This window comes from Enterococcus diestrammenae (assembly GCF_049384045.1).
In the GTDB taxonomy this organism is placed as follows: Bacteria; Bacillota; Bacilli; order Lactobacillales; family Enterococcaceae; genus Enterococcus_C; species Enterococcus_C diestrammenae.
Genome location: NZ_JBMRGR010000013.1, coordinates 1 through 16,449, shown reverse-complemented (window position 1 = coordinate 16,449; position 16,449 = coordinate 1). Strand labels below are relative to the sequence as shown.

Here is a 16,449-nt window from a genome sequence, read left to right as displayed (position 1 = left end):
AGCCTTTTGTACCAGTTGATCAACTATTTAGGTGAAAATAACGAGTCCCCCCGTAAGCAATAGCTGCCTACGAGGGTGACAGTTCATACTTTTAATTTTTATTCAGCAGTTTTATTTGCTTCTTCGCGCTTTTTAGACCATTCGTCGTTCAATTGATTCCATTGGTCAGTGGTTACCGCAGAGTCTTGGATTTCAACATATTTCCAACGTTTTTCACCTAGACCAGCATAAGCGAAGGCTTGGGTAAATGGTACTTGGTTGGAAACAGATGGTGTAGCCAAACTAGCAAAGATTGGAATTTGGATAACATTTTCCACTAACCAAGCTTCAGCTTCTGCATAGGCTTCGTAGCGTTTGTTGACATCATCTGTAATCGCTGCTGCTTTATCCAACAAAGCATCATATTCTGACAATTTCAAGGCTTCTTTTGCTGCTTTCCCAGGATCTTCTCCTTGAACAGTCGCATCTGCATCCAACCCTAAAGTCGTCAACATATCCCCAGAATGAGAATTGTAGATATTCAAGTAAGAAGATGGATCCATAAAGTCAGGACCCCAACCAGAAGCGGTCGAGATATCGTAGTCAGTCGCTGCCGAAGAAGTTGCTTGGTAAGTGGCAGCGTAGTAAGCATCTTCGTTCAACAATTGAATGTCGATAACCACGTTGTCAGAACCTAACGCATCTTCAACAGATTGTTTCATCGATTTATCCGCATTGACTAAGACTTCAGCCGCTTCTTGTTCTGGCAAGTCTAAGTGAATTGGGAATTCAACGCCATCTGCTTCCAATTCTTCTTTGGCTTTGGCAAAGTATTCTTTCGCCAAGTCAACATTGTAAGTGCCATTTTGGCCTTCCGCTAAGTTGATATCGCCGTAAGCATCTGGATCACTGGCACGTACTTTTTCTTGTACGACTTCCCCAAAGGCTTTGCCGTTAATTTCGACAAAATCAGTTGGTACCAAAGTATTCCGCAATGCTTTTTCCGCACCTGCATCCCCTACGTTTTGCGCACGATAAGCTTTTTTGTCAAATGCAAATTGGAAAGCTTTCCGGAAGTTCACATTCATAATCGCTTTTTGCGTATCTTCTTTTTGTTTGTCCGTAGTCTTCGAAGTGTGTTCGAAAGCTTGACGGTTAAAGTTGAAGGTCATGTTGAAAGTTGAAGAACCTGGTAATGAGAAGTTGATTGCATCTTTGTATTTTGCTTCAACATCTTTATAACCAGCCGAGTTTGGATAAACCCGTGCGCCAGTAAATTCGCCAGCGTCGTATTGTTTAAACAGCCAGTCTGGATCTGAGCCATCGAAATAAGTCAATTTCACGTTTTTCACATGAACATTGTCTTGATCCCAGTAAGATTCATTGGCTGTATATTCGATGACAGATTTTGCAGTATTGTTGGTCAAGATATATGGTCCATTGTAAAGGATTGAGTCTGCTGAAGGTTGACCAAAATCGTCACCTTTTTCGTTTAAGAACTCTTCATTTGCCGGGTACAAAATCCCATAAGTCAATTTTGATTGCCAGTAACTTTCTGGAGCATTTAGCGTATATTCCAAAGTATAGTCATCGACAGCTTTGACACCAACCGTAGAGAAGTCATCGGTTTTCCCAGCTATATAATCAGACAAGCCTTTGATACTATCTGCTACGATATACAATGTTTCAGATTTTTTATCTACCGCATGTTTCAAACCGGCAACCCAGTCATTCGCAGTTACATCAGCCCCGTATTCGTTGCCTTCGTTATCCACCCAAGGCACACCTTCACGGATTTTGTAAGTGTAAGTCAAACCATCATCACTTACTTCATAAGATTCGGCTAAGGCAGGAACCAGTTGTCCTTCTGGATTCCATTCGTACAAGCCGTCTACGAAGTTTGAATAGTGATCGGAGTTTGTTTGGCGTTGTGAAAAGAGGTAGTCCAACGTTTCGATATCTGTTGAATATACATAGCTGTATGTATCTACAGAACCGCTTCCTCCATCATTGCTTCCACTCGTCGCAGAGCCTTTATCGCCACCGCTACCATCTGTGTTACCACCGCCACCGCCGCATGCGCCAAGCACAAACGTCGCTGCCAGTAATGAAACTAGCACTTTCTTCATTTTCATGTCCATACCTCCAATTTTCCTTTTTCATAACAAACCAGATTATGAAATTATTGAGATATTATCGAAATATCGAGGGTTTGTCAAACGGAAAAATCAATCATTTTTGAATTATCTGACAAATGTAAGTTGAAAAAATTCCGAATATTTTCACAATGTTTCAGAAAACTCTACACCGCTTTCGTTTCAATGGTGTAGGTAAAGGGATTTTATAATTATTAAAATCCAAATGTAAAAAATAAAATCGTGAATTTTTTAGCTATTCACTAGCAAATAATAAAAAAATAAGAATTTCCTAAAAATGCCCTTGTTAAAAAAACCGACTTTTTAATAAAGGTATTTTATTTAGAACAAACCAAATTTTCCGAAAATATCTAAAGTTAATTGTAATCAAAAAAACCGCCACTGTCTACAAGAACAGACTTGATTTATCAAAAAAGGTGGGTGAAACAAAGAAAAAAGCGAATAAATAGCGATTATTCAGGCAATGATACCCCTTATACGCCCCTGCATTTGGGTTAACGAGGATTTTTTAAAGAAGATTTTCAGCGAACTACGAACAAGCGCCTACCAAATTCTCGTTAATGCTCGTCACCCCCGTAAAGAGTCCCACCAAACAGAAGAAACTCTGATTACCACGGAGGTTCAGCTGGATAACGGTTTTAGTTAGCTCCGGTGATAAGGCCTCCACCATTCTATCTTCTATAGTAGAAATTAGCCAATCCTTTTCTTGTCTTCCTCCCAGTCCAGCTACAGCTATTGCAATTCCTAGGTCGCTAAGTTCCACCATTTTTGTGCCATCGAAAAAGTAGCCTGAAATGCTCTGTAACCCTTAGTAAAATGGGATTTTCCATCGATTAAAACTGATAAAATAATGTATAAAAAAAGAGCCGCATCTCTGCGACTCAACTACTTACTTGTTCAAGTGACTGTAGATATAATCTACTGCGCCACCAACTGTTTGGATTTGTTCTGCGTCTTCATCGGAAATCTCGGTACCAAATTCATCTTCCAATTCCAATACAAATTCCATGACACTGATAGAATCGGCATTGAGATCATCTTTGATACTCATGGGATCCGTCACTGTTGCCGCATCCACTTCAAAGTGATTTGCGATTACGTTGGCTACTTTTTTAAATACTTCTTCACGGGTCAATTGCATTCACCTCCACGCGTTTGACTGACAAAAGTAAAGATAGCTACAAGACATTGTACTTTTTTTCATTTTGTTTGTCTAGCTATTTTGCAAAATTATTACAAAGATTGCATTAAGATTGCTAGCTTTCTGCTGGCGGCTGAATTTCAAACTGTTTCACCAATTCGTTTACTACGTCGGTTTCCAACATCGTGTGAATCTGTTTGATGGTGTTGGCTACCGCCTCAGGACCCGTCGCCCCGTGAGTCTTGATGACCGGTGCCTTCAAGCCAAAGAGGACCGCCCCGCCATATTGGGAATAATCCAAAGCATCTTTCAGTGTATACAGGCTGTCTTTCAGAAAGAGGGCCCCGATTTTACCTTTTGTACCAGAACTTTTAATGGCCTCTTTTAGTAACGCCATCAGATTTAACGCCGTTCCTTCAATCGACTTCAAGACGGCATTGCCGGTGAAGCCATCGGTGACCACTACATCCGCAGCACCGTTTAGGAGCTCTCGCGCTTCCACATTGCCGATAAAGTTGATAGCTGGTTCAGCGGCCAACAATTGGTAGGCTTTTTTCGTTAATTCGCTACCTTTTGTTTCTTCTGTCCCGTTGTTCAACAGACCGACTCGTGGGTTTTGGATATTGCGGACATTGCGGGCATAGAACGAACCCAAAATCGCATATTGATGCAGGTGCTCGGCTTTATTGTCGGCATTGGCACCTAGGTCTAACATATCAAAGCCTGTCGTCTTGCCCATCACTGGTAAAGTAGACATCAAACCAGGGCGTTCGATTCCCTTGATCCGACCGATGATAAATAAACCAGCCGCTAACAAAGCTCCGGTGTTACCGGCCGAAAAAATCGCATCTGCTTCGCCATTTTTCACCGCTTGTGCTGCTAAGACCATCGACGCATTTTTCTTACGGCGAATCGCTTTAACCGGTTCATCGTCACTGTTGATTTTTTCGTCTGTATGGATAATCGTTATATTGTTTTCATCATCTAAGTATTTCTTGATTTCGGCTTCTTTACCGTATAGTTGAAACTGGATGTCGGGAAATTGTTTTTTTGCCAAAACCACTCCTTCCACGATGGCTTTCGGAGCATTATCCCCACCCATCGCATCCACTGCGATTTTCATCATTGCGCTTTCCTCCACTCCTCCCACTAGCGGGCTAGTAGGTGTTTGCTTTCTTTCCAACTTTACAATATCCCTTCTAAAAAAACAACCAGATTTGGTTGATGAAGCAGCGGAGACCCATTGAACCCCCCACTAGTAGCCCTTCTGTCGGTCATCTCTCATCAGTCAAGAAATTGTTTCTCCGGTGCAGCTAAAACTTGCGCTAACCCTTGATATTCTGGCAACACTTGCCAATTGGGCAGCTGCCAAATAGCGGCAGCTTCCTCTCTGGCGACTTCCAAAATCGTCGCATCCGCCACCAAATCCCCCGCCACAAACTGGGGTAGGCCCGATTGACGGAAACCAAAGACTTCCCCTGGACCTCGTAATTCCAGGTCTTTTTCACTCAAGACAAAGCCGTTATTGGTCTCGGTCATGATTTTCATCCGTTCCTGACCGTATTCATTTTTCGGATCAGCCACGAGGATACAATAGGAAGCTTCTGCCCCGCGACCCACCCGTCCCCGCAACTGGTGCAGCTGGGCCAGTCCGAAACGATCGGCATCCATGATCAGCATGACCGTCGCATTGGGCACATTGACGCCGACTTCGATAACCGTCGTGGAGACCAAAATTTTTGTTTTGCCATCTTTAAATTCTTCCATGATAGCTTCTTTTTCCTGATTTTTCATGCGCCCATGAAGCAGGTCGACTTGGTACTCTTGTTTGGCATAAAAAGCTTTTAAGTGTTCGTAAATTTCGGTGGCGTTTTTGACATCTAGCATTTCAGATTCTTCAATCAAGGGACAAATCACATACATCTGATGGCCTGCCGATAGTTCTCGGAAACTCCAATCCAAGACACTATCCAGCTGACCTGGTCGTACCCACCGGGTCTCGATGGGAATCCGCCCCGCTGGCAACTCATCGATAACGGAAACATCCATCTCTCCATAAGCGGTGATGGCCAAAGTCCGAGGAATCGGCGTGGCGGTCATAAATAAAACATCTGGGCGCCAGCCTTTTTCCCGCAGTACGCGCCGCTGATTGACACCAAACCGGTGCTGCTCATCGGTAATCACCAAGCCGAGGTTACGAAAGACTACCCCTTCTTGGATCAAGGCGTGCGTGCCCACCACGATGTCGATCTCTCCAGCAGCTAGTTCCGCCAAAATGTTTTTCCGCTCTTTGGTAGCAGTGGAGCCTGTCAATAATGCCACGCGAACTTCTAACGGATCAAACAAACCATTCAGACTTTCCATATGTTGCTGGGCAAGGATTTCAGTAGGCACCATCAAAGCCCCCTGAAAACCCGCCGTCACCGTAGCATAGAGGGCAATCGCCGCCACCACGGTTTTCCCACTCCCCACGTCCCCTTGGAGCAGGCGTTGCATGTGTTGCGGACTTTTTAAATCCCTACAAATTTCATTGGTTACCCGTTTTTGGGCGTCAGTGAGTTGGAAAGGCAACTTACTGATAAATTGCTTCAAACGAGTATTGTCGTATTGAATCGCCAAGCCGTTTGCCGTGGATTTCTCCTGCTGCTTCAAGCCCTGCAGCTTCATTTGGAACAGGAAAAACTCCTCGAAGACTACCCGACGCTTGGCTTGATGGTGTTCTGCCGGATTTTTTGGAAAATGCATGGCAAACATGGCATCGTGGCGGTCCATCAAGCGATATTTTTCCCTTAATGATCGTGGCAAATTTTCATTGATTTGGTCACCAAAGTCGGTAAAGGCTTGGCGAATCAAGGGAATCAAGGTTTTCTGTTTCACTTTTTGGGACACATGGTAAATCGGCGCAAAATCTCCTTGTTGCCCACTACCCAGGATTTTCATCCCCGTCAGCGCCATTTTCTTTGCATCCCATTTGCCATAAACCGCCAAGTCTTCCCCCAGCACGACTTTATCTTTTAAATAGGGTTGGTTGAAAAAGGAAACATTGAAAACAGCATGGTCTTGCATCATGCGAAACTTCAACAGCGATTTTTTGTAACCAAAACGAGTGACTACCGGGGGTGCCACCACCACGCCTTTGATGGTGACTTTTTCCTGATCGTCAATCTCTTCTATTCGCCGTTCTTGAATATCTTCATAACGAAAAGGATAGTAGCCCAGCAAATCCTCAATCGTCTCAATCCCCAGCGTGGCGAGATTTTGCGCCCGCGCCTCCCCCACACCTTTCAAAAATTGCACCGATTGCGACAAGTCTGTCATGGTCTCCCTCCTCGTTTTTATCATAGTATCCAACTGTCTAGACTTTACCATAAAACTGTGTGAAAAACTGTTGCTAAGCTAGGGGTCGGTTGTCTTTGCTTTCGGAGAATCCCACTACCACCCGAGGATTTCTCCTCAAGCAAGGACAACCTTTTGACAAATCAATCCATAAACTATTCTCAACATAACTAGTTTGCATAAAAAAGATTACCGCCAAATTTCACCATTTTCGCCACGCCACCATTTTCCAAAGCAAGCAATCAAACCGCTGGCAATCCTCTTGATCAGAAGACTCCCAGCGGTTTGGCTAGTTTATACAACAGGCGTAAACACCCACGATTTCAATTATTCAGCAGCAAACAAGTAAGGATAAACTGGTTGATCCCCTTGATGAATTTCGACTTCCAAATCTTCATGAGTCGCCATCAATTGATCCGCAATGCGTTGTGCTTCTTTCTCATCAGCTTCATCCCCAAAGATGATCGTGATGATTTCAGTATCTTCTTGGATCATCTTCATCAGTGTATCGATGGCCGTTTGAACCCGTTCTTTTTCAGAAACGACGATTTTGCCGTCCACCATCCCGATAAAATCTCCTTCTGTGATGGCAACTCCATCAATTGAAGTATTGCGGATCGCATGGGTAACAGAACCTGAGACCACGCCAGCCAACGCTTCCGTCATGGCTTCTTTGTTTTCAGCCAATTCCACTTGATCGTTGAAGGCTAACATCGCCGTCATCCCTTGTGGAATCGTCCGTGCTGGTACGACAGCTACAGGAACATCCGCGACTTCTGCGGCTTGGTCAGCTGCCATGAAGATGTTTTTGTTATTTGGTAAGATAATCACTTTGTCGGCATTGGCTTCTTCCACAGCTTTCAAAATGTCTTCGGTACTTGGGTTCATGGTTTGACCACCATTGATGATCTGACTAGCCCCTAAGCTCTTGAAGAGTTCACCAACCCCTTCGCCGGCTGCAATAGCAATCACCGCGTAAGGGACCCGAGGAGCTGGAGTGTTGTCGCCAGCAAAAGATTCCACTTGATGGTCGTGTTCCAAGATGGTTTCATGTTGCAAACGCATATTGTCCACTTTGACTTTCACTAAGGAACCAAATTTTTGGCCGTAGTTCATGACTTCGCCAGGATGTTCAGTATGGACATGGACTTTGATGATTTCATCATCGTTCACCACCAACAACGAATCCCCGATACCATCTAAATAATTGCGGAATGTATCATAATCAAAGGTATCATCGACAGTTGGTCCTTCACCGATTTTCACCATGATTTCAGTACAATAGCCAAATTTGATGTCTTCTGTAGACATTTGTCCTTGGACGCTACGATGATGTTCGGCATTGACCATTTCATCCATGGCAGCCGGGGTTGGTTCAAAGGCTTCATCTGCTTGGAATTCCCCAGTGAGAGCTGCCAAAAAGCCTTCGTAAACATACAACAACCCTTGACCGCCACTATCCACGACACCGACTTCTTTCAAGACTGGCAATAGATCAGGGGTTTTCGCCAACGCCCGCTTGCCACCAGAAACGACAGCCTTCATCACTTCCACCACGTCAGCGGTTTCTTCGGCTTTGCGTTCACCAAATTCAGCTGCCACCCGAGCGACGGTCAAGATGGTCCCTTCCACTGGTTTCATCACCGCTTTATAAGCCGTTTCCACCCCGTGAGTGAAGGCTTGTGCCAATAATTTGGCATCTAATTCATCTGCTTCTAACACATGTTTTGAGAACCCGCGGAACAATTGGGACAAAATAACCCCAGAGTTTCCTCGCGCCCCCATCAATAAACCTCGTGCTAAAACTTGCGCCAATTCACCGACTTTTTCAGACGGGGAATCCGCTACCGCTTTGGCACCAGATTGCATCGACATGTTCATATTGGTCCCGGTATCGCCATCTGGCACTGGGAAAACGTTCAATGAGTTGACATACTCAGCATTGACTTGTAAACGACTTGCGCCTGCCTGTACCATTTCTGAAAACTGGCCGGCAGTGATCTTCCTTTGATTCACAGTAATCCTCCTTCAAATCGATTGCACAGCCACACTTGTAGCCGGCAACACTCACTCCCACATGAAGGTGCAAACACGACTTCACTACCAAAAAATCACCCAACAGCTAAGAAAGGCTGAACAAACTCCTTCAGCTCTCGAGAATTAAGTCGGAAGCGACACATGATGTTCTTTATCATGAATCGGTTTCGCTTTAATTTTCGAAGAGAGCTAGTTTGAGAAGCCAGACATTTTTATAATACCTATCTGTCGGTGGTTGGTACCTGATCGTCGCCTGCCCCTTGCTAGTCAGGCAATACTCGGACGCCTTGGACAAAGACATTGACAGAATTTGCCGTCACGCCTAGCATCGTTTCCAAGTTGTATTTTACTTTTTCCTGCACGTTGCGAGAGACCTCGGAGATCTTCGTACCGTAGCTGACGATGGTATAGACATCCACTGCGATGCCATTTTCTTCTTGACGCACCACGACGCCTTTGGAATAATTTTCCCGTTTTAAGATTTCATTGATATTGTCTTTGATTTGTTTCTTACTAGCCATGCCCACGATTCCGAATACATCCGTCGCTGCACCGCCTACCACAGTTGCGATGACATCATTGGTGATTTCAATCGTTCCTGCTTGTGTCTTAATTTTGACAGCCATGAAATATAGCCTCCTTGCTGATATAGTTTCGCTAAACCTTGACAGGTTTTCTTTGCTACACTTGCTGCTGGTACTCAAAAAAAGCGAAGATACACCCCTCGCCACAATTTATTGTACCTGTTTCTTCTATAGTATTCTATCATAGCAATGCGTTAAATAAAAGCCGAGTCCATCAAAGGAAAACCGGCACTTTCAAGCATACGACGCAGTATAATTTACATGGTTTCCCCCAGATTGTCAATCTTTCCCATCAAATCTACTTGCAAAACTTAGCGAAATGTGATAAATTCTTTTGGTATGAGCGAAATTATGCGCTCTGACATCAAGGCAAAGGAGGAACAATTAACATGGCTAAAGTTTGTTACTTTACAGGACGTAAAACAAAAAGTGGAAATAACCGCTCCCATGCGCTGAACGCGACAAAACGCACAGTTAAACCTAACTTGCAAAAAGTCCGCGTATTAATCGATGGTAAACCTAAGAAAGTTTGGGTTTCAGCTCGTGCTTTGAAATCAGGAAAAGTTGAGCGCGTTTAATCTTACGACCTTCAAACCGTCTGTCTTTTGACAGGCGGTTTTTCTATTGGAAAATTTAGGATATCGAAAAACGCAGGAGGTGGCTCCTGCGTTTTGAAGTGCGCTTATTTCTTTGATTTCGATTTGCTTTCCTATTTCGACAGACTTACACCAGCAGCTATCGATTACTCACTGCTACCTTCATTTCTCAGTTGTAATTCTCTGTGAATCCCCCGTAACGCTTTAACAACCATGATACCAATCACCACTGCCGTAATCTTCAACACATACTCAAAAAGCCAACCAAACAAACCCAAATAAATCGTAAAATCTGACGACATCCCCAATCTCCCCTTTCGGTTACCCTCGTGGTTACACTGATAGACATATATATTAATTATGAGGGGACGGTCGCCGAAAAGCAATTGGATAATTCGTTATTTTTATTGCTTATCAGACTAACTAGAACCATCGAGGAGTGCCAGTCAATCCAGCTTTTCTTTAAATGATAAAATTTTTTATTTCAAAACAGAAAGTCACCCCGTTTGCGTATGTATTCTTGTAGGAACTATTGAACGGAGAGTGCAGATGAAACTCATCATCACCATGAACCAGATCGGCTATTTCAAACCGGAGACCACCGCTCGGCGACTAAAAACTTATTATTATTGGGGGGAAGGTAATCCCGTCATCTTTCTCGGCTACCTACGCTTGATTCGGCTGTTATCTGAGTTAACCGAGCGAGTTGCCCCCTTGCGTCCAGCGCTCTACGCCAAGGAAGTCCGCGAGATTTATTTGGATAGGCAATGGCAAGAGCGCCCATATCTCATCTTGTTTCTCCGAGAATTTCGAGAGTTTTTCAGCGAGAGCGAATGGCAAGAACTGCGGCAACAATACCAAGCATTGTATCCATTTCTCGCAGATTTTTTTATACTTTCGGTTGAGAAACGAGAAAGCCTACGTTTAGCGATATTTTTAAAGACTAGTTTGTCTACTTTGATGAATACCATCCCATCTCATCACCGAATTCGCAAAAGGAATTGTCGAGTGAACGAAACCCTTTTTAAATAAACATCGTTATTAATTGCAGCGGTTTATTTGCTGTGTTTAAAAAACTTCCAGCAATATTAGAAAGGCGGCACGAACTCGTGAAGCCAGACATTTTTAGGCTTGGTTTTGCGAAATTTTCACAAGTGAAAATTCCATAATATCTTAGTCAGCAAAAAAACTGCCGTAGACTCAAAGTCCCCGACAGTTTTAATATGTGCCGCCTCGCCAGCGCAAAATAATTTTTATGTTTTTTTATAATCTCAAAATACAACATTAAATATATGTTGTCAAGACACTTTTCAATGAATTATCGCAATACCATAGTTTTACTTTCTTAATAATTAAAATTAAATAACTTTATAAATGAAATTAGTTGAAACTAAAGTTATTTATACATGTTTTTTCTGTTGCTGTTAGAACTATTTTTCCCACCGTATTTTTTTATGGACTTTTCCCCACGCTCCCTCCCCTTCCTCTTTCCTAATTTCTCCCTAGATATGGTAAACTTAACAAAGAATTCCCGTTGTACGCAACTAGCTTTGCAGAACTTGATCGCAACGGTTTCAATACTTCCATTAAAGGGTGACACGATGTCTACAATCAAAGCATTTCTCAAAGAAAACCGCCGCTATCTACTAGCGAGTTGTCTAATACCAATCGGGGTCATGGCGTTTATCTATCTGACCCTTGGGATTTATCCTGGAAGCTCTCGTAGCGTACTTGCTAGCGATGCTTTTTCCCAATTTTCCAACTTCCACGCCAGCTATCGCAACATGCTTCTAGGGAAACAAGGCGCCCTCTATACGTGGAATGCTTCCTTGGGCTTAAATTACCTTTCATTAGTCTCCTATTATCTCGGGGGATTGTTTACGCCGCTGGTGATCTTTTTTCCGAATCAGTTGATGCCAGATGCCTTGTATTTTCTAACCTTGATCAAAATCGGTGCCGCTGGTTTGGCCTTTTGGTTTTACGCCAAGCATACCTTCCGCCTGCCTCGAGCTTATCACGTCATTTTAGCAATTTGTTATAGTTTGATGTCCTTTGTCACCGCCCATTCTGAGTTGATCATGTGGTTAGATGCCTTTGTCTGGTTACCCCTCATCATTTGGGGGATTGATCGAGTCTTGGCTGGGAAAAGTCCGCGACTACTCTTTTTCAGTTATTTACTTATGTTTCTAACCAGTTTTTACACCGGTTTTATGCTGGCGATTTTTTCGGCGTTGTACTTTATCGCCCGCTTCTTCATGGCACCCAAACGCAATCTCCGCTATGTGCTCCCCTATGGATTGACGGCATTGTTAGCCGGTGGCGCCAGCATGATTATCATTTTGCCAGCGATTTTGGATCTTTCTGCTAATGGAGAAACCTTGTCTACTGTCACCAAGCTGAAAACCGAAGCCACTGCTCCCTTGGATCTATTGATGAAAAACATGATTGCCGTTTATGATACGACTAAATACGGCTCGATTCCTTTCATCTACGTTGGTTTATTGCCCCTGGTTTTCTGCTTGTATTATTTTATTTCTCGCCGCATCCCCTGGAAAAACAAACTCCTTTATGGGGCCCTTTTTGGCATTTTGATTGCTAGTTTTTATCTCGTACCCCTCAATCTCTTTTGGCATGGGATGCATGCGCCAAATATGTTCTTGTTCCGCTATGCGTTTCTCTTTTCCTTTATGGTTGTGATGTTGGCGGGTTACGGGTGGGAAACGCTAGCCCTCAAAAACTGGCAAACCTTTGCCGTCTTGCTGTTGTTGTTAATGGCCGCTTTTTGTCTGGCTTATGGTCTCCATCCAGCTGCTAGTTACAGCTATATCAAGCTGTTCTCGCTAGTTTTGACCTTATGCTTTTTACTGCTGTATCTGGTTTTATTTACTTGCCAAAAAATCGGCGCCGTCGGACAAAAAGTCTTCACCATCCTCTTATTATTGACCGTCACGGGAGAAGCCGCCGTGAACACTAACGGCATGTTGCGGGGAATTTTAAACGATTGGAACTATGCTTCTCGCAGTCTCTACACCGATCCTTATCCCGAAATCAAAGAGTTAGTAGACAAGAATACCGCTGCTAGCGATACTTTCTTTCGTCTAGAAAATCTCGATGCCGTCTCCAGTAATGATGGCTTAAACTACGGCTACAGCGGCATCAGTATGTTTTCTTCCATTCGCAATCGTCACTCTTCTGGTTATCTGGACAAACTGGGCTTTCGCTCCCGTGGCACCAACTTGAATATCCGTTATGCCAACAACACCCTGTTAGCAGACAGTCTGATGGGCATCAAGTACAATCTGGCGAAAGGTAGCCTCTCAAAATATGGCTTCACGCCGAATGGGAGCACCAAAAACTACCAATCCTACGAAAACGACAACGCCTTACCACTAGCGCTACTGGTAGATCCCGCCGCTGCAGCAATCGAACAACCGGAAAACGACAACTTGACTTGCCAAACCAATCTGACAAACGGGCTAGCTGGTTTAAACATGCAATATTTCCGCTTTGCTCCCCTCGTGCAAAAAGAAACCAAAAATGCCGAGGTCACTCAAAGTGGCATCTACACCACAATCAAAGAAATCGAAGGCAATGTCGCTAAAGATATCACTTGGGAAGTTTCCATACCAGCCTATACACAGGCTTACCTCAGCTTGTATCCAAAAGATTTCGCACAACTGAAAAGTTCCACCGTCACCATGTTTGTCAATGGTAGCCAACGGAAAAGCCAAATCAACATCACAGGCCAATATTACGATCTCGGCTACTACGATAAGGAAACCACATTGACCTTTACCGCCAGCTTTTATGGGACTCCCGAAATCAGTTTCCAAAATCCACAAGCCCTCTTCTTGGACACCGTCGCCTATCAAACCGCCATGGATGCCCTCAAAGAAAAAGCAGTGGACCTTGATGTGGGTAAACAGTCGGCTAGCGGTACTGTCACTGCCACTGACGATCAATTGCTAGTCACCACCATTCCTTACGAAAAAGGTTGGCGGGCCACCATCGACGGCAAATCCGTGCCAGTCACAGCCTTTCAAGATGCTTTCGTCTCCGTGAAAATTCCCGCTGGCAAGCATCAAATCAAACTTAGCTATGCCCCACAAGGCTTCAAAGCTGGGATTGGCTTATTCTTTGGCTGTGGGTTATTGTTTGGTCTTTTTGATTTCGGTTATCGCAAATGGCGTAAGCCCTCCCTCAGAGATTTGCCAACAAGCCACACCTAACCATCAACTAGCAGCAAATGAACGAATCCAACGATATACGAAAAACTATCTAGTATATGAAAAATCCCCGGATCAGCTAATGATTCGGGGATTTTTTATACACTAGACCTCAGCAAAGAGGCGGACTGACTTTTCTACAATCGCTTAAGTTGCTTCATTACTTAAATCTAGTAATTTTCTTCTTAGGTAGCCAGCTTGGTAAAGGCCCAAGCAATTCTATTTACCTTTAGCTGCTTGAGGGACCCTTTAGCAATAACCAGACACCGAAGTCTGACGATAGGTAAACCCACTGATTTCAATTGGAATCGAAGTCGCCATGAAAGGCAGCCGTTCTTCTACCAACTCTAACAGTTCGTCGGTTCCTGCCAAATAATTGGTAATTCGCCGGGCAACCCTTCGTAAACGATGGGCCGCCCCAGCATAGCGCTGTTCCAAGACCTCCCACCCATAACTCTTGTAAGTCGCCATCCAAATCGCTTCATGGCTTTCGGCTAACTCCTCCACCTGTGTTGCCAGTGTCAAACACAACTCTCGCAGTTTTTGAAGTTCTCCGGGATTCTCCTTTTTTCTGGCTTCCTGTAAATGAACACCCAGCTCAGCTTTACCTGCTAAGACCTCCGCTAATTGCCGATAACGCTCTCGTATCAAAGCAATCGTGGGGTCTTTCGGTGCCTGGTCCCCTTCAGTAGTGAGGACCGTTGCCAATTGTTGATAATACTGTCCCAAGGTTCGGTCAGCCTGCTTGTTATGGGCCGCCACATGAAAATCATACAGCCCCACTAAGGGATCTTGCCACAACAATAGTTTACTAATATTGGTCATATTGAGATTATCCGGGGTCACCGTATCCACTTCATCGAAATACCGCAAAGCTGACAACCAGCGATAACTCCCCTCCCCTAGCAACGTATCACAAACACCAGCCACTGCCATTGTGGTCTCTTCCGCCCTTTTTCCGGGATTGTAGACACACTCTGCTAAATAAGCTCCACCTAGGAGAGAGTACCAGTGCTCCGTTTCCTGCCCGTCATCCCCCCAGGTGGTTAACATCACTTCTTTGACCCCTTTGCGATGACAGGCTGCCACAGCCGCTGCGATAATTCTCTCGGTTTTACCATGATTAGGCGCTAGACTGTTCCACATATGCGCCCCGGTAGCCAAGACGTAATGATCCAAATCACAAAAGGCCAAATGATGATCGATGACTGTTTCATAGGCTTCAGCTGTATCCGAACCATAATCCCAATGAACATAAGTCAAACCAGCTGGTAACGTCGCAGCCGCCTCAGCCTTTAGCTGAAACGCCGGGTTATAATACCGATCCACCTGCGTCTCGTCTAATAATTTGTAAATAAAGTCACTCCAGATCAAGGGCTCCAAATCATACTTGGCGACTAAAGCCAACACCCGCTGCATGTGTTGAATCATCAAAGTCGTCCGATCCTGATAACCGTGCAAACTCAGATAACGCCCCAAACCAGCTTGATATGCCTCATCCATCCCCAAATGAATCAGCTTGGTCTGATAGAGTTGTTGACAACTTGCCAGCATTTTCTCGATGGCTTCGTAAACTTTTTCTTCCCCAATCAATAAGGTATTGCCATCATCTTGTAGTTCCTGATTAGGAAACCATTTCAAAAACTGGGTTAAGTGGGCCAAAGTTTGGATGGCCGGCACGACTTCCATCCCAAAAAGGGCAGCAAAGGCCACGATTTCCTTGATTTCCTCAGCTGAGTAGGCGCCTCTTAAATAACCAAAATATGGCAAATCAGCCACTTCATAAGTATCTTCCGTGTAAAGATACAAGGTAGTATAGCCCATCACCGCAAGATAGGCGATAAACTTTTTGGCAGTGGTGACTTGCATTACGCCATTGCGAGAGGCATCCAACGAATAGCTGACTTCCAAAATAGGAGTCTCCTCCCGATAAGTGGTTTCCCCGCTTGCCAATAATCGTGGGTAACCCACAAACAAGCCCCGATAAATCAAGGCCTCATGGCTATAGCGTAGGATGATTGCTCCTGTTGCTTCACGACGGATTTCAAAAAAACGTGATTCCCTCCTGCTGCTTTGTTTTTCAAGAATAATCTCTTCATAACCCGCCGGTAGTACAATCGCTAATTCCTCCATCAAAAAATCCAGACCTGCTGTTTGATAGTGACTCACTTTCATCTTGCTCACTTCCTCCAAACTCACGCTCCAGGTGACTACACCTTGTCAGCTTTTGTGATTTCGCTTTCATTTTTATTTGCACCTATTTCTAGCATCCCTCAAGCATTGTACCAGTTTTTACTCCCTGATGTGACTATCCTAGAATCGAGTAGGAGATGAGAGATTAATTCCCTCACCGACCTCTCACACCACCGTACGTACGGTTCCGTATACGGCGGT

General features: G+C 44.3%; 11 protein-coding genes. 3 read left to right on the top strand and 8 right to left on the bottom strand.

What is annotated here, in order from left to right:
* Window positions 1-98 precede the first annotated feature (98 nt).
* From ACO03U_RS09730 to ACO03U_RS09705, 6 genes are all read right to left on the bottom strand, one after another.
* Window positions 99-2,108 carry a peptide ABC transporter substrate-binding protein gene (locus ACO03U_RS09730; protein WP_204687160.1) on the bottom strand — a complete coding sequence of 670 codons (2,010 nt, stop codon included), beginning with the start codon at window positions 2,106-2,108 and terminating at the stop codon, window positions 99-101.
* A gap of 916 nt (window positions 2,109-3,024) precedes the next feature.
* Entirely contained in the window at window positions 3,025-3,270 is a 246-nt protein-coding gene (gene acpP / locus ACO03U_RS09725) for an acyl carrier protein (protein WP_161868760.1), read from the bottom strand.
* 121 nt (window positions 3,271-3,391) lie between these two features.
* Window positions 3,392-4,399 carry a phosphate acyltransferase PlsX gene (gene plsX, locus ACO03U_RS09720; protein WP_204687161.1) on the bottom strand — a complete coding sequence of 336 codons (1,008 nt, stop codon included), beginning with the start codon at window positions 4,397-4,399 and terminating at the stop codon, window positions 3,392-3,394.
* 161 nt (window positions 4,400-4,560) lie between these two features.
* On the bottom strand, window positions 4,561-6,618 hold the full coding sequence (recG, locus tag ACO03U_RS09715) for an ATP-dependent DNA helicase RecG (protein ID WP_204687150.1): 2,058 nt from the start codon (window positions 6,616-6,618) through the stop codon (window positions 4,561-4,563).
* Between the two features lie 321 nt (window positions 6,619-6,939).
* Window positions 6,940-8,589 (bottom strand): DAK2 domain-containing protein, encoded by a 1,650-nt coding sequence (locus tag ACO03U_RS09710; RefSeq protein WP_423104696.1) that lies wholly within the window; start codon window positions 8,587-8,589, stop codon window positions 6,940-6,942.
* A 323-nt stretch (window positions 8,590-8,912) separates the two neighbouring features.
* Window positions 8,913-9,275, bottom strand: a complete 363-nt coding sequence (locus tag ACO03U_RS09705) for an Asp23/Gls24 family envelope stress response protein (RefSeq protein ID WP_204687152.1) — start codon at window positions 9,273-9,275, stop codon at window positions 8,913-8,915.
* A 347-nt stretch (window positions 9,276-9,622) separates the two neighbouring features.
* Here ACO03U_RS09705 and rpmB point away from each other — a divergent pair, with 347 nt between their 5' ends.
* On the top strand, window positions 9,623-9,811 hold the full coding sequence (rpmB, locus tag ACO03U_RS09700; RefSeq protein ID WP_161868756.1) for a 50S ribosomal protein L28: 189 nt from the start codon (window positions 9,623-9,625) through the stop codon (window positions 9,809-9,811).
* A gap of 164 nt (window positions 9,812-9,975) precedes the next feature.
* On the opposite strand, the gene ACO03U_RS09695 is transcribed toward rpmB, so the two are convergent.
* Window positions 9,976-10,131, bottom strand: a complete 156-nt coding sequence (locus ACO03U_RS09695; protein ID WP_204687153.1) for a hypothetical protein — start codon at window positions 10,129-10,131, stop codon at window positions 9,976-9,978.
* Between the two features lie 247 nt (window positions 10,132-10,378).
* Here ACO03U_RS09695 and ACO03U_RS09690 point away from each other — a divergent pair, with 247 nt between their 5' ends.
* A complete protein-coding gene (locus ACO03U_RS09690; protein WP_204687154.1) occupies window positions 10,379-10,861 on the top strand; it encodes a hypothetical protein in 483 nt (160 codons plus the stop codon).
* Between the two features lie 569 nt (window positions 10,862-11,430).
* The gene (locus ACO03U_RS09685; protein ID WP_204687155.1) at window positions 11,431-14,058 is read left to right on the top strand and encodes a YfhO family protein; all 2,628 of its coding nucleotides are present in this window, start codon (window positions 11,431-11,433) and stop codon (window positions 14,056-14,058) included.
* A 246-nt stretch (window positions 14,059-14,304) separates the two neighbouring features.
* Here the strand turns inward: ACO03U_RS09685 and ACO03U_RS09680 are convergent, their stop codons facing one another.
* Window positions 14,305-16,230, bottom strand: a complete 1,926-nt coding sequence (locus tag ACO03U_RS09680) for a beta-N-acetylhexosaminidase (protein ID WP_204687156.1) — start codon at window positions 16,228-16,230, stop codon at window positions 14,305-14,307.
* Window positions 16,231-16,449: the final 219 nt, after the last annotated feature.

Coding starts and splice junctions, on each gene's coding strand:
- plsX (WP_204687161.1), bottom strand. CDS start 4,399: ATGAAAATCGCAGTGGATGCGATGGGTGGGGATAATGCTCCGAAAGCC.
- rpmB (WP_161868756.1), top strand. CDS start 9,623: ATGGCTAAAGTTTGTTACTTTACAGGACGTAAAACAAAAAGTGGAAAT.
- ACO03U_RS09680 (WP_204687156.1), bottom strand. CDS start 16,230: ATGAAAGTGAGTCACTATCAAACAGCAGGTCTGGATTTTTTGATGGAG.
- ACO03U_RS09690 (WP_204687154.1), top strand. CDS start 10,379: ATGAAACTCATCATCACCATGAACCAGATCGGCTATTTCAAACCGGAG.
- recG (WP_204687150.1), bottom strand. CDS start 6,618: ATGATAAAAACGAGGAGGGAGACCATGACAGACTTGTCGCAATCGGTG.
- ACO03U_RS09685 (WP_204687155.1), top strand. CDS start 11,431: ATGTCTACAATCAAAGCATTTCTCAAAGAAAACCGCCGCTATCTACTA.
- ACO03U_RS09730 (WP_204687160.1), bottom strand. CDS start 2,108: ATGAAGAAAGTGCTAGTTTCATTACTGGCAGCGACGTTTGTGCTTGGC.
- ACO03U_RS09695 (WP_204687153.1), bottom strand. CDS start 10,131: ATGTCGTCAGATTTTACGATTTATTTGGGTTTGTTTGGTTGGCTTTTT.
- ACO03U_RS09705 (WP_204687152.1), bottom strand. CDS start 9,275: ATGGCTGTCAAAATTAAGACACAAGCAGGAACGATTGAAATCACCAAT.
- ACO03U_RS09710 (WP_423104696.1), bottom strand. CDS start 8,589: ATGGTACAGGCAGGCGCAAGTCGTTTACAAGTCAATGCTGAGTATGTC.